This is a genomic window from Flavobacterium pokkalii, from assembly GCF_014596575.1.
GTDB classification, from domain to species: domain Bacteria; phylum Bacteroidota; class Bacteroidia; order Flavobacteriales; family Flavobacteriaceae; genus Flavobacterium; species Flavobacterium pokkalii.
Genome location: NZ_NASZ01000021.1, coordinates 46,266 through 65,665, shown reverse-complemented (window position 1 = coordinate 65,665; position 19,400 = coordinate 46,266). Strand labels below are relative to the sequence as shown.

General features: G+C 34.7%; 18 protein-coding genes. 6 read left to right on the top strand and 12 right to left on the bottom strand.

What is annotated here, in order from left to right:
• Nucleotides 1-15: 15 nt before the first annotated feature.
• The 6 genes from B6A10_RS12870 to B6A10_RS12845 all read right to left on the bottom strand — a co-directional run bounded on the left by B6A10_RS12870 (nt 16) and on the right by B6A10_RS12845 (nt 4,902).
• Nucleotides 16-810, bottom strand: a complete 795-nt coding sequence (locus B6A10_RS12870) for a DUF1961 family protein (RefSeq protein ID WP_055090497.1) — start codon at nt 808-810, stop codon at nt 16-18.
• Between the two features lie 18 nt (nt 811-828).
• Nucleotides 829-1,386 carry a DUF4256 domain-containing protein gene (locus B6A10_RS12865; RefSeq protein WP_188221188.1) on the bottom strand — a complete coding sequence of 186 codons (558 nt, stop codon included), beginning with the start codon at nt 1,384-1,386 and terminating at the stop codon, nt 829-831.
• 15 nt (nt 1,387-1,401) lie between these two features.
• Complete coding sequence (locus B6A10_RS12860) at nt 1,402-1,971, bottom strand: YdeI/OmpD-associated family protein (RefSeq protein WP_188221187.1); 570 nt, start codon at nt 1,969-1,971, stop codon at nt 1,402-1,404.
• A 101-nt stretch (nt 1,972-2,072) separates the two neighbouring features.
• Nucleotides 2,073-3,557, bottom strand: a complete 1,485-nt coding sequence (locus B6A10_RS12855) for an MFS transporter (RefSeq protein ID WP_055090504.1) — start codon at nt 3,555-3,557, stop codon at nt 2,073-2,075.
• A gap of 288 nt (nt 3,558-3,845) precedes the next feature.
• The gene (locus B6A10_RS12850) at nt 3,846-4,259 is read right to left on the bottom strand and encodes a type II 3-dehydroquinate dehydratase (RefSeq protein ID WP_055090506.1); all 414 of its coding nucleotides are present in this window, start codon (nt 4,257-4,259) and stop codon (nt 3,846-3,848) included.
• A 91-nt stretch (nt 4,260-4,350) separates the two neighbouring features.
• Nucleotides 4,351-4,902 (bottom strand): porin family protein, encoded by a 552-nt coding sequence (locus tag B6A10_RS12845; RefSeq protein ID WP_055090508.1) that lies wholly within the window; start codon nt 4,900-4,902, stop codon nt 4,351-4,353.
• A gap of 328 nt (nt 4,903-5,230) precedes the next feature.
• On the opposite strand from B6A10_RS12845, the gene B6A10_RS12840 reads away from it, so the two are divergent.
• The 3 genes from B6A10_RS12840 (at nt 5,231) to xerD (ending at nt 7,432) form a co-directional block, all read left to right on the top strand.
• Nucleotides 5,231-5,797, top strand: a complete 567-nt coding sequence (locus tag B6A10_RS12840; RefSeq protein WP_188221186.1) for a porin family protein — start codon at nt 5,231-5,233, stop codon at nt 5,795-5,797.
• Between the two features lie 183 nt (nt 5,798-5,980).
• Nucleotides 5,981-6,454: a hypothetical protein gene (locus tag B6A10_RS12835; RefSeq protein WP_055090511.1), complete on the top strand. Its 474-nt coding sequence runs from the start codon at nt 5,981-5,983 to the stop codon at nt 6,452-6,454.
• Nucleotides 6,455-6,529: 75 nt separating this feature from the next.
• Entirely contained in the window at nt 6,530-7,432 is a 903-nt protein-coding gene (xerD, locus tag B6A10_RS12830; RefSeq protein WP_188221185.1) for a site-specific tyrosine recombinase XerD, read from the top strand.
• A gap of 60 nt (nt 7,433-7,492) precedes the next feature.
• Here the strand turns inward: xerD and rny are convergent, their stop codons facing one another.
• The 3 genes from rny to B6A10_RS12810 form a co-directional block, all read right to left on the bottom strand.
• The gene (gene rny / locus B6A10_RS12825) at nt 7,493-9,055 is read right to left on the bottom strand and encodes a ribonuclease Y (RefSeq protein WP_188221184.1); all 1,563 of its coding nucleotides are present in this window, start codon (nt 9,053-9,055) and stop codon (nt 7,493-7,495) included.
• Between the two features lie 217 nt (nt 9,056-9,272).
• Nucleotides 9,273-9,560, bottom strand: a complete 288-nt coding sequence (locus B6A10_RS12815) for a cell division protein ZapA (RefSeq protein WP_026714984.1) — start codon at nt 9,558-9,560, stop codon at nt 9,273-9,275.
• An 8-nt stretch (nt 9,561-9,568) separates the two neighbouring features.
• Complete coding sequence (locus B6A10_RS12810) at nt 9,569-9,859, bottom strand: hypothetical protein (protein WP_026714983.1); 291 nt, start codon at nt 9,857-9,859, stop codon at nt 9,569-9,571.
• 177 nt (nt 9,860-10,036) lie between these two features.
• On the opposite strand from B6A10_RS12810, the gene B6A10_RS12805 reads away from it, so the two are divergent.
• From B6A10_RS12805 to B6A10_RS12795, 3 genes are all read left to right on the top strand, one after another.
• Nucleotides 10,037-11,731, top strand: coding sequence for a M23 family metallopeptidase (locus B6A10_RS12805; protein WP_188221183.1), 1,695 nt, complete (start codon nt 10,037-10,039; stop codon nt 11,729-11,731).
• A gap of 12 nt (nt 11,732-11,743) precedes the next feature.
• Complete coding sequence (locus tag B6A10_RS12800; protein WP_188221182.1) at nt 11,744-14,209, top strand: TonB-dependent receptor; 2,466 nt, start codon at nt 11,744-11,746, stop codon at nt 14,207-14,209.
• A gap of 97 nt (nt 14,210-14,306) precedes the next feature.
• Nucleotides 14,307-15,029, top strand: coding sequence for a CREC-EF hand family protein (locus B6A10_RS12795; protein ID WP_055090520.1), 723 nt, complete (start codon nt 14,307-14,309; stop codon nt 15,027-15,029).
• On the opposite strand, the gene B6A10_RS12790 is transcribed toward B6A10_RS12795, so the two are convergent.
• The 3 genes from B6A10_RS12790 to B6A10_RS12780 all read right to left on the bottom strand — a co-directional run bounded on the left by B6A10_RS12790 (nt 15,026) and on the right by B6A10_RS12780 (nt 19,362).
• Nucleotides 15,026-15,727, bottom strand: a complete 702-nt coding sequence (locus B6A10_RS12790) for a hypothetical protein (RefSeq protein WP_188221181.1) — start codon at nt 15,725-15,727, stop codon at nt 15,026-15,028. The two genes, B6A10_RS12795 and B6A10_RS12790, sit on opposite strands and share 4 nt — an antisense overlap.
• A 78-nt stretch (nt 15,728-15,805) precedes the next feature.
• Entirely contained in the window at nt 15,806-17,635 is a 1,830-nt protein-coding gene (locus tag B6A10_RS12785) for an ABC transporter ATP-binding protein (RefSeq protein ID WP_055090523.1), read from the bottom strand.
• Nucleotides 17,635-19,362, bottom strand: coding sequence for a phospho-sugar mutase (locus B6A10_RS12780; protein ID WP_188221180.1), 1,728 nt, complete (start codon nt 19,360-19,362; stop codon nt 17,635-17,637). The genes B6A10_RS12785 and B6A10_RS12780 overlap by 1 nt, the downstream gene beginning before the upstream one ends.
• Nucleotides 19,363-19,400 lie beyond the last annotated feature (38 nt).

The window sequence follows — 19,400 nt, the reverse complement described above, 5'->3', positions numbered from 1 at the left end:
AAAAGTTAAAGTTAATTATTTTCGGGTATAAACGGTGAAGTTTTTATAAATAGCCGAACGGCTAAACATTTGGCGGAGGCCAATTCGTCCTTCGTCAAGTAGTTTAGAATTGCTAAGATCCCAGAAGAAAAGTTTAGAAATATTCTTTCCTGTTACTTTGAAATAAATTCTCTCAGTGGTTTTGATGATGATGATTTTATAGGTTTCTCCGGTTTTGAAAAGTCCTGTTTCAAAATAAGGAGACGGAATTTCGGTTGTGGTATTGAAATTTTGTCCTTTTTCCACCGGATATTGCCGCACTCTGATATAATCTTTGTTTTTATCGGTATTATAGTTGTCAAAAGAAGCGTAGCTGATATGCAAAGCTTTCATGTTGTTGAAATAAGTTTTCATCGCCGGAATTTCTCTGAGTTTGTTCCATTTGGAAATATCAGCATCATAAGGAGAAATGTCAATTCCGGTTGCCTGAAGGTATAAAATACAAGCCCAGGTAGTTTTTTCATCGGTTCGGGTAAATTGGTATTCTATTTTTAAATCGCCTTTGAAAGATTTTTTGGTCCATAAAACGGCATGATGCGCATCATTTCGTTCTTCCGATCCGGCATTAAAAATCATGCCTTTCGGAGTGTTTTTTATTTGAGCAAAATGTCCGTCCAAAAACCAATTGGATTCCCAGTTTTTAGTTCCTTTATCTTTTAATTCTAATTGCCAAATAGCTGACTGGTTGAGCTTGTTGAAAGCTTCTTCATCCGGTTTTTGAGCAAAAATCGAAATACTAAAAAAGAAGAATAGCAATGGTTTGAACGTCATGTTGTGGTTTTTTGGTAATTAGATTTTTAAAGAAGCCCGAAATCCTCTGGCAGCATAATAAGATTCGGCACCATTGTGGTAAATGAAAATGGTGTTATATCGAAAATCAGCAAAAATAGCACCTCCCAGTTCTCTGATTTCTTTTGGCGTTTGAATCCAACTGGATGATTTGCTGTCAAAATTGCCTAAGCTTTGTAGAAAGCGATATTCTTCTTCGTTCAAAAGTGATATTCCCATTGCTGCGGCAACATCCAATACATTGTTTTTTGGCTTGTTTTCTTTCCTGAAATCTAACGCTTGTTTGTCATAACATAGGCTTCTACGTCCTTTTGGGCTTTCAGGAGAACAATCACAGAAAGTATAGGTGTTAGTTTCTGTATCATAATGAATGACATCAGCTTCGCCTTCGGTGAGCTCCATTTGATTTAGTGACCAAAGTTTTTCAGGATTAGCTTCCAGTTTCGTTTGGATTTTATTCCATTCTAAATCAGGATGGCGGTTTTTGTTTTTTTCAAAACGGTTTTTTAAAGTAACTAATAAAGCTTCAGATTCTGTTGCAGTTAATTTCTTTTCCATAATTGTAATTTTTTGTTATTGCCTTGCTTTACAATTCCGTTCGCATAAATCAATAATTTGGGCAATTCGGTTTTGTCTGGTTGCTGACCGTTTGGCTTGGTTTAACCAATACAAATAACTTTTGCGATAGCTTTTACTAAAGTTGTTGTAATTGGTAAAAGCTTCCTGATTTTTATCAAATTCGAGTTGTAAATCTTCAGGGATTTCTAAGTTTTCTACAGCATCCAGACTTTCCCAGGAACCGTTTTGCTTAGCGATTTCAATTTTTTTCAAACCGCTTTCGTGCATTAAGTTGGTAGCAATCAATTCCTCTATGTAATTTTTGTTGACTTTGCTCCAAACACTTTTGTCTTTTCTTGGGGTGAATAGTTGGAGTCTTCGGTCATCGTCCAGTTTTTTTACTGTCGAATCAATCCAGCCATAACAAATAGCCACTTTTACCGCTTCTTCCCAGCGCATGCTTTCGGCTTCGTGAGCTACTTTGTAAAATACTAAATAAACGGCTTTGTATTTATTGTAGTTTTCGTGCAACCAAGTTCTCCATTCGGCATTGTTTTTAAAATAGAGGATTGGTTTTTCGTGCATTTTTTAGAGAAAAGTTTGGTTTTATATTTTCAAATATAACAAAAAATCCTCTCAGGTCAGAAGGACAACCTAAGAGGATTTGATTTATTTAAAACTAATATTTAAGTCAAAACTTCGATTTGTTTGGCTAAAACAGGTTCGTTTTTATTCATCATTTTTGTAATGATAAGATGCATCCAAACCAGGCAAATTACTGAGAATAATAACACGAATATCCACGAACTGGACCAAAGTCCGGTGAATTCAAGTAAATAACTAAAAATAATTGGGCAAAAGAAACCTCCAAGTCCACCCAATAGTCCTACCATTCCACCTACAACACCTACTTCGTTTGGGAAATATTCCGGAATGTGTTTGTAAACCGCCGCTTTTCCAATTCCCCAGGAAATACCAATTAAAATAACCAGAATTAAGTATACCCACATGTTGGCATCAAATTTAATTTGAGTAATTCCGCGTGCCAGTAATTCCTTTTTGGCTACATTTTGATTTTGTGCTACCACGACTTCCTGCCAGGAAGTTTTGCTTGGTAAAATGTTATTTCCGTCACTTGCGATTTCTTTTTTAGCAGTTAAAGGAAAATCCGCTTCTCCAACTTTGATGTTTGTAGGGCTAATTTCTGTAATTACACCGGCTTTTTTAGCCATAATTCCTGAACCGGCTGTTGTAATTTCCATTTTTGGAACCATTAATAAAGCACTAAATAAAGCGGAACTTCCTAAAACCCAATACATCACTTTACGCGCTCCGTATTTGTCAGACAAGTAGCCGCCAAAAGCACGAATGACTCCGGATGGCAAGCTGAATAATGTGGCAAACATTCCTCCCATAACTAAGGAGGTTTGGTACACATTCATGAAGTTTGGCAATAACCATTGTGAATAAGCCACAAAGCAACCAAAAACTAAGAAATAGTAAGCTCCAAAACGCCAAACACGAACATTTTTTAAGGTATTTAGCATTTGAGGAATGCTTTTGGTTGATTTTTCTATTTTTTTATTTTCAGCAAAAACTAAAAACAAAATACCAATTGCTAAAAGTACAGCACCATAGATAACGGGTAAAATTTTCCAGCCGTTTTCAGGATCTGTTACTGCAAATTCATTCAATAAGGAAGGAGCAATAAAAGTGGTAATTGCTGCACCCGCATTTCCCATTCCAAAAATACCCAAGGCTCTTCCTTGCCATTCTTTTGGATATAGAATAGAAGTATATCCTACTCCCACAGCAAAACTGGTTCCAACCATTCCAAAAAGAAAACTTAAAAAAGCAAACATATAAAAGTTAGTGGCCAACGGAAGTAAAAACAACGGAATAGAACACAGCAATAATAATAAGGAGAAAACATATTTTCCGCCAAATTTATCCGTTAAGATACCCATTGGTAAACGCATTACAGCTCCGGTTAAAATAGGAATTCCTAGTAACCATCCTACCTGAACCACACTCCAGTTGAAAATACCTTTATCGACCAAATAGGTTACTAAAACACCATTTAATGTCCAACAGGCAAAACAAACGGTGAAAGCTAATGTATTGAGAAATAACATTCGGTGCGATTTTGAAAGGGAAGTTGTGTTTTTCATACTACTTATATTTTTTTACAAATTTAAGTAGTTTAAACTGGCGAAAAGTTGCGAAAACGCAGTTTTTGAAAAATAATTACGTAAAAATACTTATTTAAATACGTATTTTTTGTTTTTAAGATTAGTAAGTAGTTTGTTTAGTGAGATTTCCGAAAGTATTCTGCTCAGTTGCTTTATGAGGTTTTTTAAGTGGAGGTAATGCCTATTTAGAATTGCCAATTAGCAAAAAATCCTGTTTTTCGTATCCAAGATAGAAAAACAGGATTTATAATAATTTTTGAAAGTTAATTACAGGAAAGACTGTATGGCTAAATCATAACTTTTTAAGCCAAAACCTAAAACTACTCCTTTGGCATTTCCGGAAATATAAGATTGATGGCGGAAACTTTCTCTGGAAAAAGTATTAGAAATATGTACTTCAACCACCGGAGTGGTGATTCCTTTTACAGCATCACCAATACCAACAGATGTATGGGTGTAAGCTCCGGCATTCAATATGATTCCGTCATAGGTAAAGCCAAATTCCTGTATTTTATCAATTAATTCGCCTTCAATATTACTTTGATAATAGTTGAATTCGACAGATGGAAATTTTTGTTTTAATTCTTCAAAATAGGCTTCGAAAGTCAAACTTCCGTAAATTTCAGGTTCGCGTTTTCCTAATAAGTTTAGATTAGGTCCGTTTATAATGCTAATTTTCATTTAAAATCTTTTTTGTAAAAATATAAAAAAACCGTGTCGTTAAAAAAAATAACGACACGGTTTAAATTAAAATTTGTTTCGGAAAAAAATTTTAGAACATTATACCTGCTGACAACTGAATTGTTGAGTTTTTTATGTCGGCATCTTTAGTAGCTTCAGTTAACCCAAGTCCATAACGTGCTTGTACGAATAGGTTTTTAGTGATATTTAATCCTAAACCACCAACTGCAGCAAATTCAAATGTGTTAGCATCTCCTGGATCGAAATTTTTTCTGTCTTTTAACAGAAAAGATGCCTGAGGGCCTAGTTCTAAACTTAGGCTTTCGCTTAAATAAATTTTAGCCAATACAGGAATAGATAAGTATCCTAATTCATTTTTAAATTCTTCACCTGCATTTTTGTAGCTAGCACCTTGTGTAGAATATAAAAGTTCAGGTTGGATAGCAAAGCGATCCATCAATTTAACTTCTGCAACTAAACCCGCATGGTAGCTTGTGATTCCTTCTTTGTTAACATCTGGTACATCGTCTCCATTTTGATTCGCAAAATTGGCTCCACCTTTAATACCCAAACGAATGGATTGTGCTTGTATTGCAGCTGTGGTGCTAAAAAGCATAATTGCTGCTAAGATTAATTTTTTCATTTTTTTTTGTTTTAAGATTTGAGATTGTAAATATAAAACAGATAAATGACTTATTTTATTGTAATACTTAATATAAATAAGTCAAAAAACAATTTTTAAGTCTTGATTTATTTGTAAGTTAAAACTTCAGAAATGATTTTGTTTAATTTTTTCAAAAAATCACTAAATTTAGTGATATGATAGGTTTTAAATATCTGATTTGTAGTTTGTTTTGGTTTTTATATAATATGTTTTTGAGTTATTTAGCAGTTTTTGTTTTAACATAAAATTTGGTTTTTAAGTAGTAAATGTTTTAGGTTTGCAGCAAAATTTTAACAAATAAAAAATTATGAAAAAAATTATTTTAACAGTAGCAGCAATGTTTGCTTTTGGATTCGCTAACGCACAAGAAGTAAAATTTGGAGTGAAGGCAGGCTTGAACTTATCTAACTTTACTGGAGATGTTGAAAACAACTCAATCAAGGCTGGATTTCAAGCAGGAGGTCTTGTTGAAATTAAAGTTTCTGATAAATTTTCTGTTCAACCTGAGGTTTTGTATTCTTTGCAAGGAACAAAAATTGAAGAAGAAGGAACAGATGTGAATTTCAATATGTCTTATTTAAATGTTCCGGTAATGGCTAAATTTTATGTAGCTGATGGATTCAGTTTAGAAGCTGGACCTCAAATTGGGTTTTTATTATCGGCAAATGGTAAGGCTGAAGGAGTTAGTATAGATATTAAAGATTATTTTAAAAGTACTGATTTTAGTTTAAATGTTGGTGCTGGTTATGATGTAGCTGAAAATGTAAATATTGGTGCCAGATATGGTTTTGGTTTAAGTAATATTGCAAAAGATTCAGGAAGTGAAAAATTGCACAATAGTAATATTGCTATTGCAGTTGCTTACAAATTCTAATGAATCTAAAATGAAACATTCTTAAAAAGCTATTCATTTCGAGTAGTCTTTTTTTATGTAAATTTTATACTTGTTAAATACTTGTTAATAGAAATGTTGATAAGTTTTTTGTAGGTGTCGCTTTTGTTTTTTAAGTATTTGATAATTTTAATTAAATAAATTATTAATTTAATAATCACAACCATGAAAAAAATCATTTTAACAGCAGCAGCATTGTTTGCTTTTGCATTTACAAATGCCCAAAGTGGCGCTTTTAAATTAGGAGCTCATGTAGGTTTGCCTACAGGCGATATTAAAGATTGGTATTCTGTAAACTTAGGAGCTGATTTGAGTTATACCTGGAATGTGGCTGAAGGTTTGGATGCGGGTATTACAACAGGCTATACAGCTTATCTTGGTAAAGACGGAGTTGATGCAGCTGGTTTTATTCCTGTAGCGGCGACAGCTCAATTTACCTTAGAAAATAAGATGTTTATTGGCGCTGATTTAGGTTATGGAATTGGAGTTAATCCATCAGGTAATGATGGCGGATTTTTATACCAACCAAAAATTGGTTACCAAATGGAAAATGCTGGACTTTATGTAGCTTATAAAGGAATTTCAGTAGATGGCGGAACTTTTTCATCGGTTAATTTAGGTGTAAATTTCAAATTGTAAAAAAAATAATTTCAATGAAACCTCTTCTGAAAAGGAGAGGTTTTTTTATGTGTATAAAAGTCGTTTATTTGTAGTATGAACTGGGATTTTTATATTAAAAGTTATCAAAGTTATCTTAAAATAGAGCGCGGACTGTCAAAGAATACAGTTGCTAATTATTCTTTTGATATTGAGCGTTTGTGTTTGTTTTTGGAACAAAATAAAGTGGATATTTCTCCTTTGAAAATTAAGGAAGAAACGATTCAGCAGTTTGTTTACATGATTTCGGCTCAGGTTAATGCGCGTTCTCAGGCGCGAATTATTTCAGGATTGAAAAGTTTTTTCAGCTATTTAATTTTTGAAGATTATCGGGAAGATAATCCGATGGAATTGATTGAATCTCCTAAAACTACCCGAAAATTACCGGATACTTTGGCGGTTGAAGAAATTGACGCTTTAATCGCTGCAATTGATTTATCTGCGAAGGAAGGCGAGCGCAATCGGGCGATGCTGGAAACGCTGTATGGTTGCGGACTTCGGGTTTCGGAATTGGTTTCGCTCAAAATATCCGATTTGTTTTTTGAGGAAGGTTTTATAAAAGTGAGCGGAAAAGGAAATAAAGAAAGATTTGTTCCAATAGCGCCGATTACTCAAAAATATATTACGATTTATAAAGAAAATGTCAGACCGGAAATTCCTTTTAAAAAAGAGTTCAGTGATACGTTGTTTTTGAATAGAAGGGGAGGGCAGTTGAGTCGCGCAATGGTTTTTACCATTATTAGCAATCTGGCTTCTAAAATTGGTTTGAAAAAGAAAATCAGTCCGCATACTTTCAGGCATTCATTTGCTACTCATCTTTTAGAAAACGGTGCTGATTTGCGTTCGATTCAATTAATGTTAGGGCATGAATCGATTACAACCACAGAGATATATCTGCATTTGGATCGAAAATTTTTAACCGAAGTTTTACAACAGTTTCATCCCAGAAAGAAAATGTAAAAGCAAAAAAAACATCCCTTTTGAGGATGTTTTTTAATTTCTATTTTTTAAAGAGAGTAATTATTTCGCAATATTTACTGCTCTGGTTTCTCTGATTACTGTTACTTTCACCTGACCTGGGTAAGTCATTTCGGTTTGGATTTTTTGAGAAATCTCAAAAGACAAAGTAGCTGCATTGTCATCAGAAACTTTTTCACTTTCAACAATTACACGTAATTCTCTACCGGCTTGAATCGCATAAGCGTTTTTAACTCCGTTGAATCCGTAAGCAACATCTTCAAGGTCTTTCAAACGTTGGATGTAAGAATCTAAAACCTGTCTTCTGGCTCCTGGTCTGGCTCCTGAAATAGCATCACAAACCTGAACAATCGGAGAAAGTAATGACTTCATTTCAATCTCATCGTGGTGTGCTCCAATGGCATTGCAAACCTCTTCTTTTTCGCCGTATTTCTCGGCCCATTGCATACCTAATAAAGCGTGAGGCAAGTCGCTTTCTGTATCCGGAACTTTTCCAATATCGTGTAATAAACCGGCTCTTTTGGCCAGTTTTACGTTCAATCCTAATTCGGCAGCCATTAATCCGCAAAGTTTAGAAACTTCACGAGAGTGTTGTAATAAGTTTTGACCGTAAGACGAACGGTATTTCATACGACCAACAACTTTGATTAATTCTGGGTGTAAGCCGTGGATTCCTAAGTCAATAACGGTACGTTTACCTACTTCAATAATTTCGTCGTCAATTTGTTTCGCAGTTTTAGCCACCACTTCTTCAATACGTGCCGGGTGAATACGTCCGTCAGTTACTAATTTATGTAAAGACAAACGCGCAATTTCTCTACGAACAGGGTCAAAACAAGAAAGGATAATTGCTTCCGGAGTATCGTCAACAATAATTTCTACTCCCGTAGCAGCTTCTAAAGCGCGGATATTTCGTCCTTCACGACCGATAATTCTACCTTTTACGTCATCAGATTCGATGTTGAAAACCGAAACACAGTTTTCTACTGCTTCTTCAGTTCCTACACGCTGAATAGTGTTGATGATGATTTTCTTAGCTTCTTGTTGTGCTGTAAGTTTAGCTTCTTCAATAGTGTCCTGAATATGAGACATGGCTTTGGTTTTAGCTTCTGCTTTTAAACCTTCTACCAATTGCTCCTTAGCTTCTTCCGCAGATAAACCAGAAATCAATTCTAATTGTTGTAACTGACTTTTGTGTAGTCTGTCAACTTCAGCCTGTTTTTTGTCTAAAAGCTCCACTTTAGCCTGTAATTCGGCTGTTTTTCTTTCAAAATCATCGTTGATTTTCTTAGCTTTAGATAGTTCATTCGAAATTTGAGATTCTTTGTCTCTCGTTCTTTTTTCAACTTCAGCTACTTTTTTATCACGAGCCAAAATTACTTGCTCGTGCTCTGATTTTAATTCGATAAATTTCTCTTTTGCCTGAAGAATTTTATCTTTTTTTATGTTTTCGGCTTCAAAATTAGCGTCTTTTAAGATTGAAGCAGCTTCTTTTTTTGCGTTTTTGATAAGGTTAGAAATGTTACTTTTTTCAATGATTTTAGCAATGCTAAAACCCACTGCAACACCTATAATTCCCGAAATAATGATCGTTAATATGTCCATGTTTGTTTAAAAAATTAATATATAAAAAAAGCCTACATTAAGTGGTTTGTATAAACTCGTAAAGACAAGTTTTGAGCTAACTCACTGTTCAAGCTTCCAAACTGAATTGGCTTGCTATAGTAGTGACGATTTGCTCATTCTAATTTGTTAGTGTTGAGTTTATCAAATAGGTACTAATGTAGGCAGTATCTTAGTTATGTAAGAACGTCTTGTTTTTTTAGAGATTTTCGTCTAAAAATGCATTAATTTTCTGAATTCTGTCAACCGTTTCATCTGCGTTGATAGCGTTGTCAATCTGTTTTTGCTCTACCTGTGATGCAAATTGCAGGGCACACATGGCTAAAACGTCCTGTTTGTCGCGAACAGCATAATTTTCTTCAAATTGCTTTATCATAGTATCAATTTTTCGGGAAGCACTTCTAAGTCCTTCTTCCTGACTCGGATCCACCGTTAAGGGATACACGCGGTCTGCAATTGATATTTTAATTTTAAGCTTTTCGTCCATTTTTTATACTAATCTGATAACTGAGCGATACAGTAATCAATTTCACGAATTAATGAATTTATTTTAAGCTTTGTATCTCTTTTATTTTCTTCGCTGCCTAATAATGAATTGGCAATTTTAAGTGTTTCATACTGTGCTTTTAAAGCTTCAATCTCCTGAGATTGTTTTTGTATGATTTGTGCAGATTTATTTAATTCGACAGTTAAATCCTGATTGTTTTTTTCTAAATTTTTTAGTTTTAGAATCAGTTTTTCAACTTTACTTTCAAGAGTATCAATTATTTCTGCAATTACACTCATTATTAATCCTAATCATTACTTAATATTACAAATTTAGTATTAGTTTTTATTATTCCAATATTTTATTGTTTTTTTTATTATAAAATAATCAAAATGTTGTCCTGTAATTGGTTACAAAAAAATCTTTTTTCTAAAGCATTCCTAATTAGTTTTTTTATCTTAGCAAAAACGACATCTATGAGATTTTTTCTTTTTTTTCTATTGATTTCCAGAGCAGTTATTGCTCAAACAGTTTATCCACAGGATTATTTTCAGCCCCCGTTAGCGATTCCGATGCAGTTGTCGGGAAATTTTGGCGAATTAAGACCTAACCATTTTCATGCGGGTTTTGATTTTAAAACCCAGCAAAGAGAAGGGCTCGAAGTTCACGCCGCCGCCGATGGTTATGTTTCCCGTATTAAAATTTCGCCTTTTGGAAACGGAAAGGCTATTTATATCAATCATCCCAACGGATTTACAACGGTATATTGTCATTTGCAAACAGCTACCGGAGCGATTGAAGCATACATTAAAAAAACGCATTACAAAGAGCAGTCTAATGAAATTGAGATGTTTCCGCAAGCCAATGAATTAGTTGTTAAAAAAGGAGATGTGATTGCCCTTTCCGGAAATTCAGGTTCTTCCGAAGGACCACATTTGCATTTTGAATTCAGAGATACAAAAACTGAAAAAATTATCAATCCGATGTTTTTTGGTTTTGACAAAAATTTTAAAGACACTAAAAAACCAATCGTTTCGGCGGTGTATGTTTATCCGCTAGACGGTGCCACGGCTAATAAATCCAAACAGCCTTTGATGCTGAATTTAAGTTTGCAAAAAGACGGAACTTATCTGGCTAATAAAGTTTTGGCTAACGGAGCTATTGGTTTTGGGGTTTCAGCGGTTGATTATGATAATGTTTCCTGGAATAAAAACGGTGCTTTTAAAATTCAATCTTATTTGAATGGAAAAGCTTCTTTTGGTTACCAGTTTGATACCTATTCTTTTGACGAAATGCGTTATGTGAATGCTTTGATAGATTACGGTCGTTATAAAAAAACATCGCAAAGGGTTCAGAAATTATTCATGAAAACGCCATATAATCTGAGTATTATTAAAACTGACGCAACCAATGGAGTCATAACAGTTTTGCCTAATTTAAGTTCAACCTATCGTATTGAAGTGGCTGATTATTTTGGAAACACCACAATTATCAATATTCCGATTGCTTTTGATGCTTCCAGCCCGATTGTGGAGAAAGAAAAAGTGGAGTCTAATTATTTTGTAAAAGCCAATAAGGATAACATCTTTTCAAAAGAGAATATGACGGTTACTTTTCCAGCCGGAACTTTCTATGATGATTTTGCGATGAATTTTGCGGTGAATGGGGCTGCTTTAACCGTTCATGATGATACTGTTCCGGTACATTCCAGTTTTGAAATAACAATGGAAAGCGACAAATATTCGGAGGAACAAAAAAGTAAAGTATATATTGCCAGTTTAAGTTCTAGTGGGCGATTGGGGTATAATTCAACTTCCGTAAAAGGGAATTTGTATGCCACAAAAGTGCGTTCTCTGGGAAAATATACTTTGGCAATGGATACGACTGCGCCAACAATTAGTATGGCAAAATCTATTGAAGGTCGTTGGATTAGTAATGATAAAACGATTCAGCTTTCCATCAGTGATAGTGGTTCCGGAATTAAGTCGTACAACGGTTATTTGAACGGAAATTGGATTTTGTTTGAATACGATTATAAAACCCGAAAAATAACCCATCATTTTAGTGATGGAATTGTTGCCGAAGGAGCCAATGATTTAAAAGTAATTGTAACCGATCAGGTAGGGAATGCAGCCACTTTTGAGACGCATTTTTTTAGAAGTCAAAAATAATAATCAGGTACTTTGAAGAGCGTCAGATTTCGTTTCGGTTTTATTTTGTTTTGGGTTTCTTTTTCAGCTTTTGCACAGTTGGCAAAAGTAAAAGGAATCATCTTTGATGCTCAAAATCGACCTGTGAGCAATGTAAATATTTCATTTTCTGGGCATACTACCCAATCGAATGCGAAAGGGTATTATTCTATAAAAGTTCCGGTAAATAAGAAAGTTAATTTACTTTTTACACATCTAACCTATAAAAAGGCTACTGTTGCTTTGTTGTTGAAAAACAGCTATGATTACGAGTTAAATTTGGTTATGAACGAGCAGGAGGAACAAATGGGTGAGGTTTTGGTAAGCAGAGACCGGAAATCTCAAATTCAGGGCATAACCACACTTTCGGCTGAAACGATTAAGAAAATTCCGGGAGCGAATGCCGGAATTGAAAATGTGTTGAAAACAATGGCAGGAGTGAATTCTAATAACGAAATGAGTACGCAATATGCGGTTCGTGGCGGAAATTATGATGAAAATTTGGTCTATGTCAACGAAATTGAAATTTATCGTCCGTTTTTAATTCGTTCCGGACAACAGGAAGGTTTGAGTTTTACGAATACCGATTTAGTTCAAAATGTAAATTTCTCAGCCGGCGGATTTCAGGCAAAATACGGCGATAAGTTGTCTTCGGTTTTAGATATTACGTATCGCAATCCAAAGCAGTTTGGAGCTGCTTTTGAAGCCAGTTTTCTGGGCGGAAGCCTGGCTCTGGATTTGGTTTCAAAAGATAAAAAATGGTCTTCGGTAACTGGTGTTCGTTATCGAAATAACAGTCTTTTAGTAAATAGTCAGGATACGGAAACGAATTATACGCCTTCTTTTGCAGATGTTCAAACCAATGTAACTTATAAAGCATCGGATAAGTGGCAATGGGGTTTTTTAGGGAATCTTTCGCAAAATAAATACAATTATCAGCCTTTAATTCGTCGGACAAGATTCGGGACGTTGGATACTCCAAAGGTGTTAACGGTGTATTATGAAGGGCAGGAAAAAGATGAATATAAAACGTATTTAGCTGCTTTAAAAACGACTTATAAAGTTTCGGATAAGTTGAAATTCAAATTTATTAATTCCGTTTATCACACTCAGGAACAGGAATATTTTGATATTTTGGCACAATATCTTTTAACGGATAATACAAGCAGCATAGGTTCTGAATCTTATGATGCATATTATGCCAGCGGAATTGGTTCGCAACTGAATCACGCCCGCAATGATCTGGATGCTTTGATTGTAAACAGCGAGATTAAAGGTTTTGCCGATTGGAAAAAAAGCAATTTGGAATTTGGTGTTAAATATACCCGCGAATCTATTCGGGACAAAGTAATGGAGTGGGAGGTAATTGATTCGGCGGGATTTTCAATCAATCCGCCAGTTTTAGAATTTTCCAGAGAAGATCAGCCTTATACTTCTTTTGTTGGGCCATTAGCGCCTTACAGAAGTGTTTTTGCAACAAATTATAATACAATTAACCGCCTTTCCGGATATGTTCAGTGGAATGCTAAAACTGATTTGGAAAGTGCGGAACTTTGGTACAGCATTGGTGCCCGAATGCAAAATTGGAGCATTAACGGTACAAATGCTACCGGAAAATCGCAAACGGTTTTTAGTCCCAGAGGACAATTGACCTTAAAACCGGATTGGGAAAAAGAAATGTTGTTTAGAATTTCCGGTGGTTATTATTATCAGCCTCCTTTTTACAGAGAACTTCGGGATGCTTCGGGAGCGGTTCAGGAGAATGTTAAGGCGCAACAATCGGTTCAGCTGGTTTTAGGGAATGAATATGATTTTAAAATGTGGAATCGTCCTTTTAAGTTGGTTTCGGAGTTGTATTATAAATCGTTGACGGATGTAAATACGTATACAATAGATAATGTCAGAATACGTTATGTTGCTACAAATAATGCTAAAGCCTATGCGCAGGGAATTGATTTTCGACTGAATGGCGAATTTGTTCCGGGAACGGAATCCTGGTTTAGTTTTGGTTATTTGAAAACAGAAGAAAATAGTGCAAATAAAGGTTATATTGCCCGTCCTACGGATCAGAGATTGAAATTTGCCGTATTGTTTCAGGATTATATGCCGGCAATTCCCAGTATGCGATTGTATTTGAATTTGGTTTACAATACCGGATTGCCCGGAGGTTCGCCTTCTTATGCCGATGCGTATCAATATCAAAACCGCTTGAATGATTATCGTCGGGTGGATATTGGTTTTTCTAAAGTCTTAATTGACACCGATTTGATGAAAAATAAAAAGAACTGGCTTGGAAATTTTAAAGAATTAGCTATTGGTTTGGAAATTTTTAATTTGTTTAATAATCAAAATGCGATTACCAATACCTGGGTGCGCGATGTGTATTCCAAAAATGAATATGCAGTGCCCAATTATATGACCACAAGAGTTTTTAATATAAAGTTGAATGCCAAATTGTAATGAAAAGATGTTTTTTCTAAATTCATAAAATACTTTTAAAATTCGAAAGCCTTTTTAAAAATCATTACATTTGAAAATATTTTAATATCACAGCCCTATGAAAACTGTACAAATAGCCCTGATCAATATCGCCATCCTGCTTTTAGTAAGTTGTAAAGAAGAAGTGGAGAAACCAAAAGTGATTTATGATGCGGCTTCCAAAGAAAAAGCTGTTTCTAAGGTTGATTCTACCCAAATTGCCATTGCCGATTTGCCAATTCAAATGGAAGGAACGGATTATTTAATTCACCCTGTGGGCGATTTAAGAGTGTATGAAAGAGGAGCGAAGGCAAAATATGGTTCTTCGAGTGTGATTGATTTGAGTTTTACTATTTCTAATTTAGGCGATGAGGAAATAACCGGTTTTTTACAAAATTTAAAATTTCAAAAGATAGATTCTGATTCGATTCATTCGTTAACGGATAAACCTGCATTGATTTTAACGGCTACTTATTTGAAAGCAGTTGCTGATAAGACCAAAAAACAAATTTTGGTTTATACCATGTATGATGTCGATACAAATAAAGACGGAAAATTAGATACCAGCGATATTAAATCGTTGTATTTGAGTGATATTAGTGGTACTCATTTTACTAAGATTTCGGCTAATTTTGAAGAGTTAATCGATTGGAGTTTGATTGAATCTAAAAACCGATTGTATTTTAGAACAGTAGAAGATACCAATAAAAACGGGCAATTTGATAAAAATGATGTGTTACATTATAATTATATCAATTTGCTGGATGCTAATTGGGAAGTGAAAAGTTACGAACCGATTTAAATCAAAATATCACTTTCTAAATCGGATTTTTCAATGGTAAAATCAAATCCCAGTTGTTTTACCAATTCGATCACCAGATTCTTATACCAGTTTTCTGATTTAGGATGAATGTAAATTTTCTCAATCAGTTGGTTGATGTCCACGTTGATTTTTAAGCCGTCATTTAATTTGATATTATCGTTCGAAACATCTGTAATGACGCGTACTTCCCGTTCGTACTGAAAACTTTTACGTTTAAATAAAAAGGGAAAGAAGGTATCGTCAAAAGGGATGTATTCTTTTTTATAGTCAATATAATTGACCTCACCAATGTATTGTTTAAAATTGGTTTCAGGATGCAGCGCTTTTTGCAAACGACCGATGGTGGACTGAATAGCTAATCCTTCGCTATTTTGAGTGAAAATTTGCCACATGGCAAATGATTCATATTCATTAATGTGCCAGCTGCTAATGGCAACTTTTTCACGATGTGTTTTATAATAGTTAATGAAATCAGGATTGTCAATCGCTAATTTTTTGATTTCTTCATAAGTAGGTTCGCTAAAAGTGCCTTCGTATTGGTCTTCAAACTTGTCTGAACGGGACATGAATAATTTTTGCGAAAGCAGTAAATCTAAAAATTTTGACAAATCCAAATATTTCCACACGACTGTTTCGGTGTTTTCAGGCAGTTTGATATTTGGATTGTTTTGATACATTCTCTTAGATTTAAAAGGTACTATAAAAGTATGATTCGTTTTTGAATCTAAAATAAGCTGATGTTAAATTATAATTATTTATTCAAAAGATTGCATCATCACGAGTTTATTGTAAGTGCCGTTTAAGGCTACTAATTCGTCGTGTGTACCTTGTTCTACAATTTTACCTTTTTGCATAACCACAATCGTATCTGCTTTTTGAATCGTCGAAAGGCGATGTGCAATGACAACTGAAGTACGGTTTTGCATCATGTTTTCGAGTGCCAGCTGAACCAGTTTTTCGCTTTCGGTATCTAATGCGGAGGTGGCTTCGTCCAAAATCATAATTGGCGGATTTTTAAGTACGGCACGGGCAATAGAAAGGCGTTGTTTTTGACCTCCCGAAAGTCGGTTTCCGCTGTCTCCTACATTAGTGTGAATGCCTTCCGGCAAATCTTTTACAAATTCGTAAGCATTGGCAATTTTTAAGGCTTCAATAATTTCTTCGTCAGTTGCATTCGGTTTTCCTAAAGCGATGTTGGCTTTGATGGAATCATTGAACAAAATAGAATCCTGAGTAACTAATCCCATCAAATCGCGAAGGGATTTCATTTTAAGACTTTTGATGTCAATCCCGTCCAGAGTGATTTTACCTTCGTTTACATCATAAAAACGGGTTAGTAAATTGGCAATGGTACTTTTTCCGGAACCTGATTGTCCTACTAAGGCGACTGTTTTTCCTTTAGGAATGGTTAATGAAAAATTGTCTAAAACATTGTCTTTTTTGTAACGGAAATTGATATTTTCTAAACGAATAGCTTCTTCAAAAGTTTCTTTTTCGGCTGCATTTGGCAAATCAACAATAGTGTTTTCTTCGTCCATAAGGGTAAAAACTCTTTCTGCAGCAGCCAATCCTGTTTTTACCTGATATGAAGCTTTCGAAATGGATTTAGCAGGAGTCAAAATAGTGTAAGCAAGAGCAATATAGGTAATGAAGGTAGCCGAAGAAATAGAATGTTCTTCAACTACTAGCTGAGCTCCAAACCATAATAATACTGCAATGGTAACAATTCCCAGAAATTCGCTTAACGGTGAAGCTAAGTTGTTTTTGTTTCCAATACTGTTAGAAAGGTTTAGCAGACGATTGATGGAATTGTTGAATTTTTCGATAAATGAATTTTCGGCATTATATCCTTTCACCACTTTAAGTCCACCCAGAGTTTCGTCTAAAATAGAGATGAAAATTCCGTTTTCGTTTTGTGCTTTTACCGATTTGGCTTTTAGGTTTTTACCAATTCGGGAAATGATAATTCCTGAAACCGGAATAAATCCAAAAACAAAAAAAGTCAGTGTGGGACTAATGATAAACATTGTTACAATTGAAAAAATAATTGTCAATGGTTCGCGGACAACTAATTCTAAAATTTGAAAAAAAGAGTTTTGGACATCATTAATGTCGCCTAACATTCTGGCCATAACATCTCCTTTTCTTTTTTCAGAATAGAAGGAAACCGGCAGGTTGATGATTTTGGCGTATAAATTTTTTCTTAAATCTCTCAAGACTCCGGTTCTTAATCGGGTAACGTGGTAAGAAGCAAAATAATTGGTTACGTTTTTTAAAAAAGCGGTGATGATAATAATTGAAATTACAAACAGAAGTGCAATTTTAAATCCATTAACTTCGGTAAGTACAGTGATTTTGTAATTCAAATATTCCTCGGCATAGCCTTTTATTTGCCCAATTCCTTTATAAACCGGAGCTTCATGCACTTTTTTGTTTAGTCCAAAAAGTACATTTAGTGTAGGTATCATGGATACCATAAGCAGGGTAGAGAATAAAGCATAGAAGATATTAAAAAACACATTTAAATAAATGTGTTTTTTATATTTTGAAACAAAAGGAATAAGCTTTTTTAAATTGATATCCATTATTTTAATTGCATTTCAGCAATGATATTTTTTATTTTTTCGTTTAAAATTTGTTCTGTTTCGTTGAAGTTTTCAACGCTCTCCAGTTCGGTGTTTACGCTGATGTAGAATTTTATTTTTGGCTCAGTTCCACTAGGTCTGGCGCAAATTTTAGAACCGTCTTCTGTATAATAAATCAATACGTTTGATTTTGGCATGTCAATTTGAGACTCTTCACCGTCCAGTAAGTTTTTAGCAATAGACGATTGGTAATCTTCAACCATTACCACACGTTGTCCGTTGATTTCTTTTAGTGGATTTTCTCTTAAATCAATCATCATTTGGTTGATTTCCTGTAAACCTTCCATTCCTTTTTTAGTCAAGGAAACTAAGTGTTCTTTAAAGAATCCGTGGTCAGCGTATAAGTTTAAAAGTTCTTTGTAAACCGTGCTACCATTAGCTTTTGCCTGAGCGGCAACTTCGCATATTAATAAAGTAGCCGCAACAGCATCTTTATCACGAACAGCATCGCCTACCATATATCCAAAACTTTCTTCTCCTCCGCCAATGAATTGTAATTCCGGGAAGTCTTTAATCATTTTGGCAATCCATTTGAATCCGGTTAAACCTACTTTGAATCCTACTCCGTAAGCTGAAGCTAATTCCATAATCATAGGAGTAGAAACAATTGTAGAACCTACAAACTGTCTTCCGTTGATTTTGCCTGCTTTTTTCCATTTTTCTAATAAAAAGGCAGTCATTAAAATCATGGTTTGGTTTCCGTTCAAAAGGGTCATTTGTCCCTCGTTGTTTCTAACGGCAATTCCTAAACGGTCACAATCCGGATCGGTTCCAATAACGATATCAGCGTTTGTTTTGTCAGCAAGTTCTAAAGCTAAAGTAAGTGCTTCCGGTTCTTCCGGATTTGGTGATTTTACTGTTGGGAAATCTCCGTTAGGAACGGCTTGTTCTTCAACAATGTGAACATTTTTATAGCCTGCCTGGGCCAAAGTTTCAGGAGTAACCGTAATAGAAGTTCCATGTAACGAAGTAAAAACAATGTTTAAGTTGTCTTTGGCTTGTTGTGGTGTTTCAAAACTGGCGTTTTCAATAGTCGATTTTATGAAAGCCTGATCGATTTCTTCATCAATATATTGAATCAAATCTTCGTTAGCGTCAAATTTGATTTCGTTGTAATTTAATTTTTCAATCGCATTGATAATCGCTTCATCTTCCGGAGGAACAATTTGGCCTCCGTCCTGCCAGTACACTTTATATCCGTTGTATTCCGGCGGATTGTGTGATGCAGTAAGTACAATTCCGCATTGGCATTCTAAATGTCTTAAAGCAAAAGAAAGTTCCGGTGTAGGTCTTAAATCTGAAAATAAATAAACCTGAATTCCGTTGGCCGAAAATACATCAGCAACTACTTTGGCAAGTGATTTACTATTGTGGCGACAATCAAAAGCAATAACCGCTTTTATTGGTTGGTTTGGAAAAACAGATTTTAAATAGTTAGACAATCCCTGAGTGCTTTTTCCTAGGGTGTATTTGTTGATTCGGTTGTTTCCTACGCCCATAATACCGCGCATACCACCTGTACCAAACTCAAGATTTTTATAAAAGCTTTCTTCTATTTCTTTTGGTGAAGTAGCTAATAATTTATTAAGCATTTCTTGTGTTGTTGTATCAAACAAAGGGCTTTGCCATTCTTTAACAGCATCTAAAATGTTTTGTTGTAATTCCATTTTGTCGCGTTTTTAGTTTTTTATTTTCAGTTGTTTTT

Coding starts and splice junctions, on each gene's coding strand:
- B6A10_RS12870 (WP_055090497.1), bottom strand. CDS start 810: ATGACGTTCAAACCATTGCTATTCTTCTTTTTTAGTATTTCGATTTTT.
- B6A10_RS12865 (WP_188221188.1), bottom strand. CDS start 1,386: ATGGAAAAGAAATTAACTGCAACAGAATCTGAAGCTTTATTAGTTACT.
- B6A10_RS12860 (WP_188221187.1), bottom strand. CDS start 1,971: ATGCACGAAAAACCAATCCTCTATTTTAAAAACAATGCCGAATGGAGA.
- B6A10_RS12855 (WP_055090504.1), bottom strand. CDS start 3,557: ATGAAAAACACAACTTCCCTTTCAAAATCGCACCGAATGTTATTTCTC.
- B6A10_RS12850 (WP_055090506.1), bottom strand. CDS start 4,259: ATGAAAATTAGCATTATAAACGGACCTAATCTAAACTTATTAGGAAAA.
- B6A10_RS12845 (WP_055090508.1), bottom strand. CDS start 4,902: ATGAAAAAATTAATCTTAGCAGCAATTATGCTTTTTAGCACCACAGCT.
- B6A10_RS12840 (WP_188221186.1), top strand. CDS start 5,231: ATGAAAAAAATTATTTTAACAGTAGCAGCAATGTTTGCTTTTGGATTC.
- B6A10_RS12835 (WP_055090511.1), top strand. CDS start 5,981: ATGAAAAAAATCATTTTAACAGCAGCAGCATTGTTTGCTTTTGCATTT.
- xerD (WP_188221185.1), top strand. CDS start 6,530: ATGAACTGGGATTTTTATATTAAAAGTTATCAAAGTTATCTTAAAATA.
- rny (WP_188221184.1), bottom strand. CDS start 9,055: ATGGACATATTAACGATCATTATTTCGGGAATTATAGGTGTTGCAGTG.
- B6A10_RS12815 (WP_026714984.1), bottom strand. CDS start 9,560: ATGGACGAAAAGCTTAAAATTAAAATATCAATTGCAGACCGCGTGTAT.
- B6A10_RS12810 (WP_026714983.1), bottom strand. CDS start 9,859: ATGAGTGTAATTGCAGAAATAATTGATACTCTTGAAAGTAAAGTTGAA.
- B6A10_RS12805 (WP_188221183.1), top strand. CDS start 10,037: ATGAGATTTTTTCTTTTTTTTCTATTGATTTCCAGAGCAGTTATTGCT.
- B6A10_RS12795 (WP_055090520.1), top strand. CDS start 14,307: ATGAAAACTGTACAAATAGCCCTGATCAATATCGCCATCCTGCTTTTA.
- B6A10_RS12790 (WP_188221181.1), bottom strand. CDS start 15,727: ATGTATCAAAACAATCCAAATATCAAACTGCCTGAAAACACCGAAACA.
- B6A10_RS12785 (WP_055090523.1), bottom strand. CDS start 17,635: ATGGATATCAATTTAAAAAAGCTTATTCCTTTTGTTTCAAAATATAAA.
- B6A10_RS12780 (WP_188221180.1), bottom strand. CDS start 19,362: ATGGAATTACAACAAAACATTTTAGATGCTGTTAAAGAATGGCAAAGC.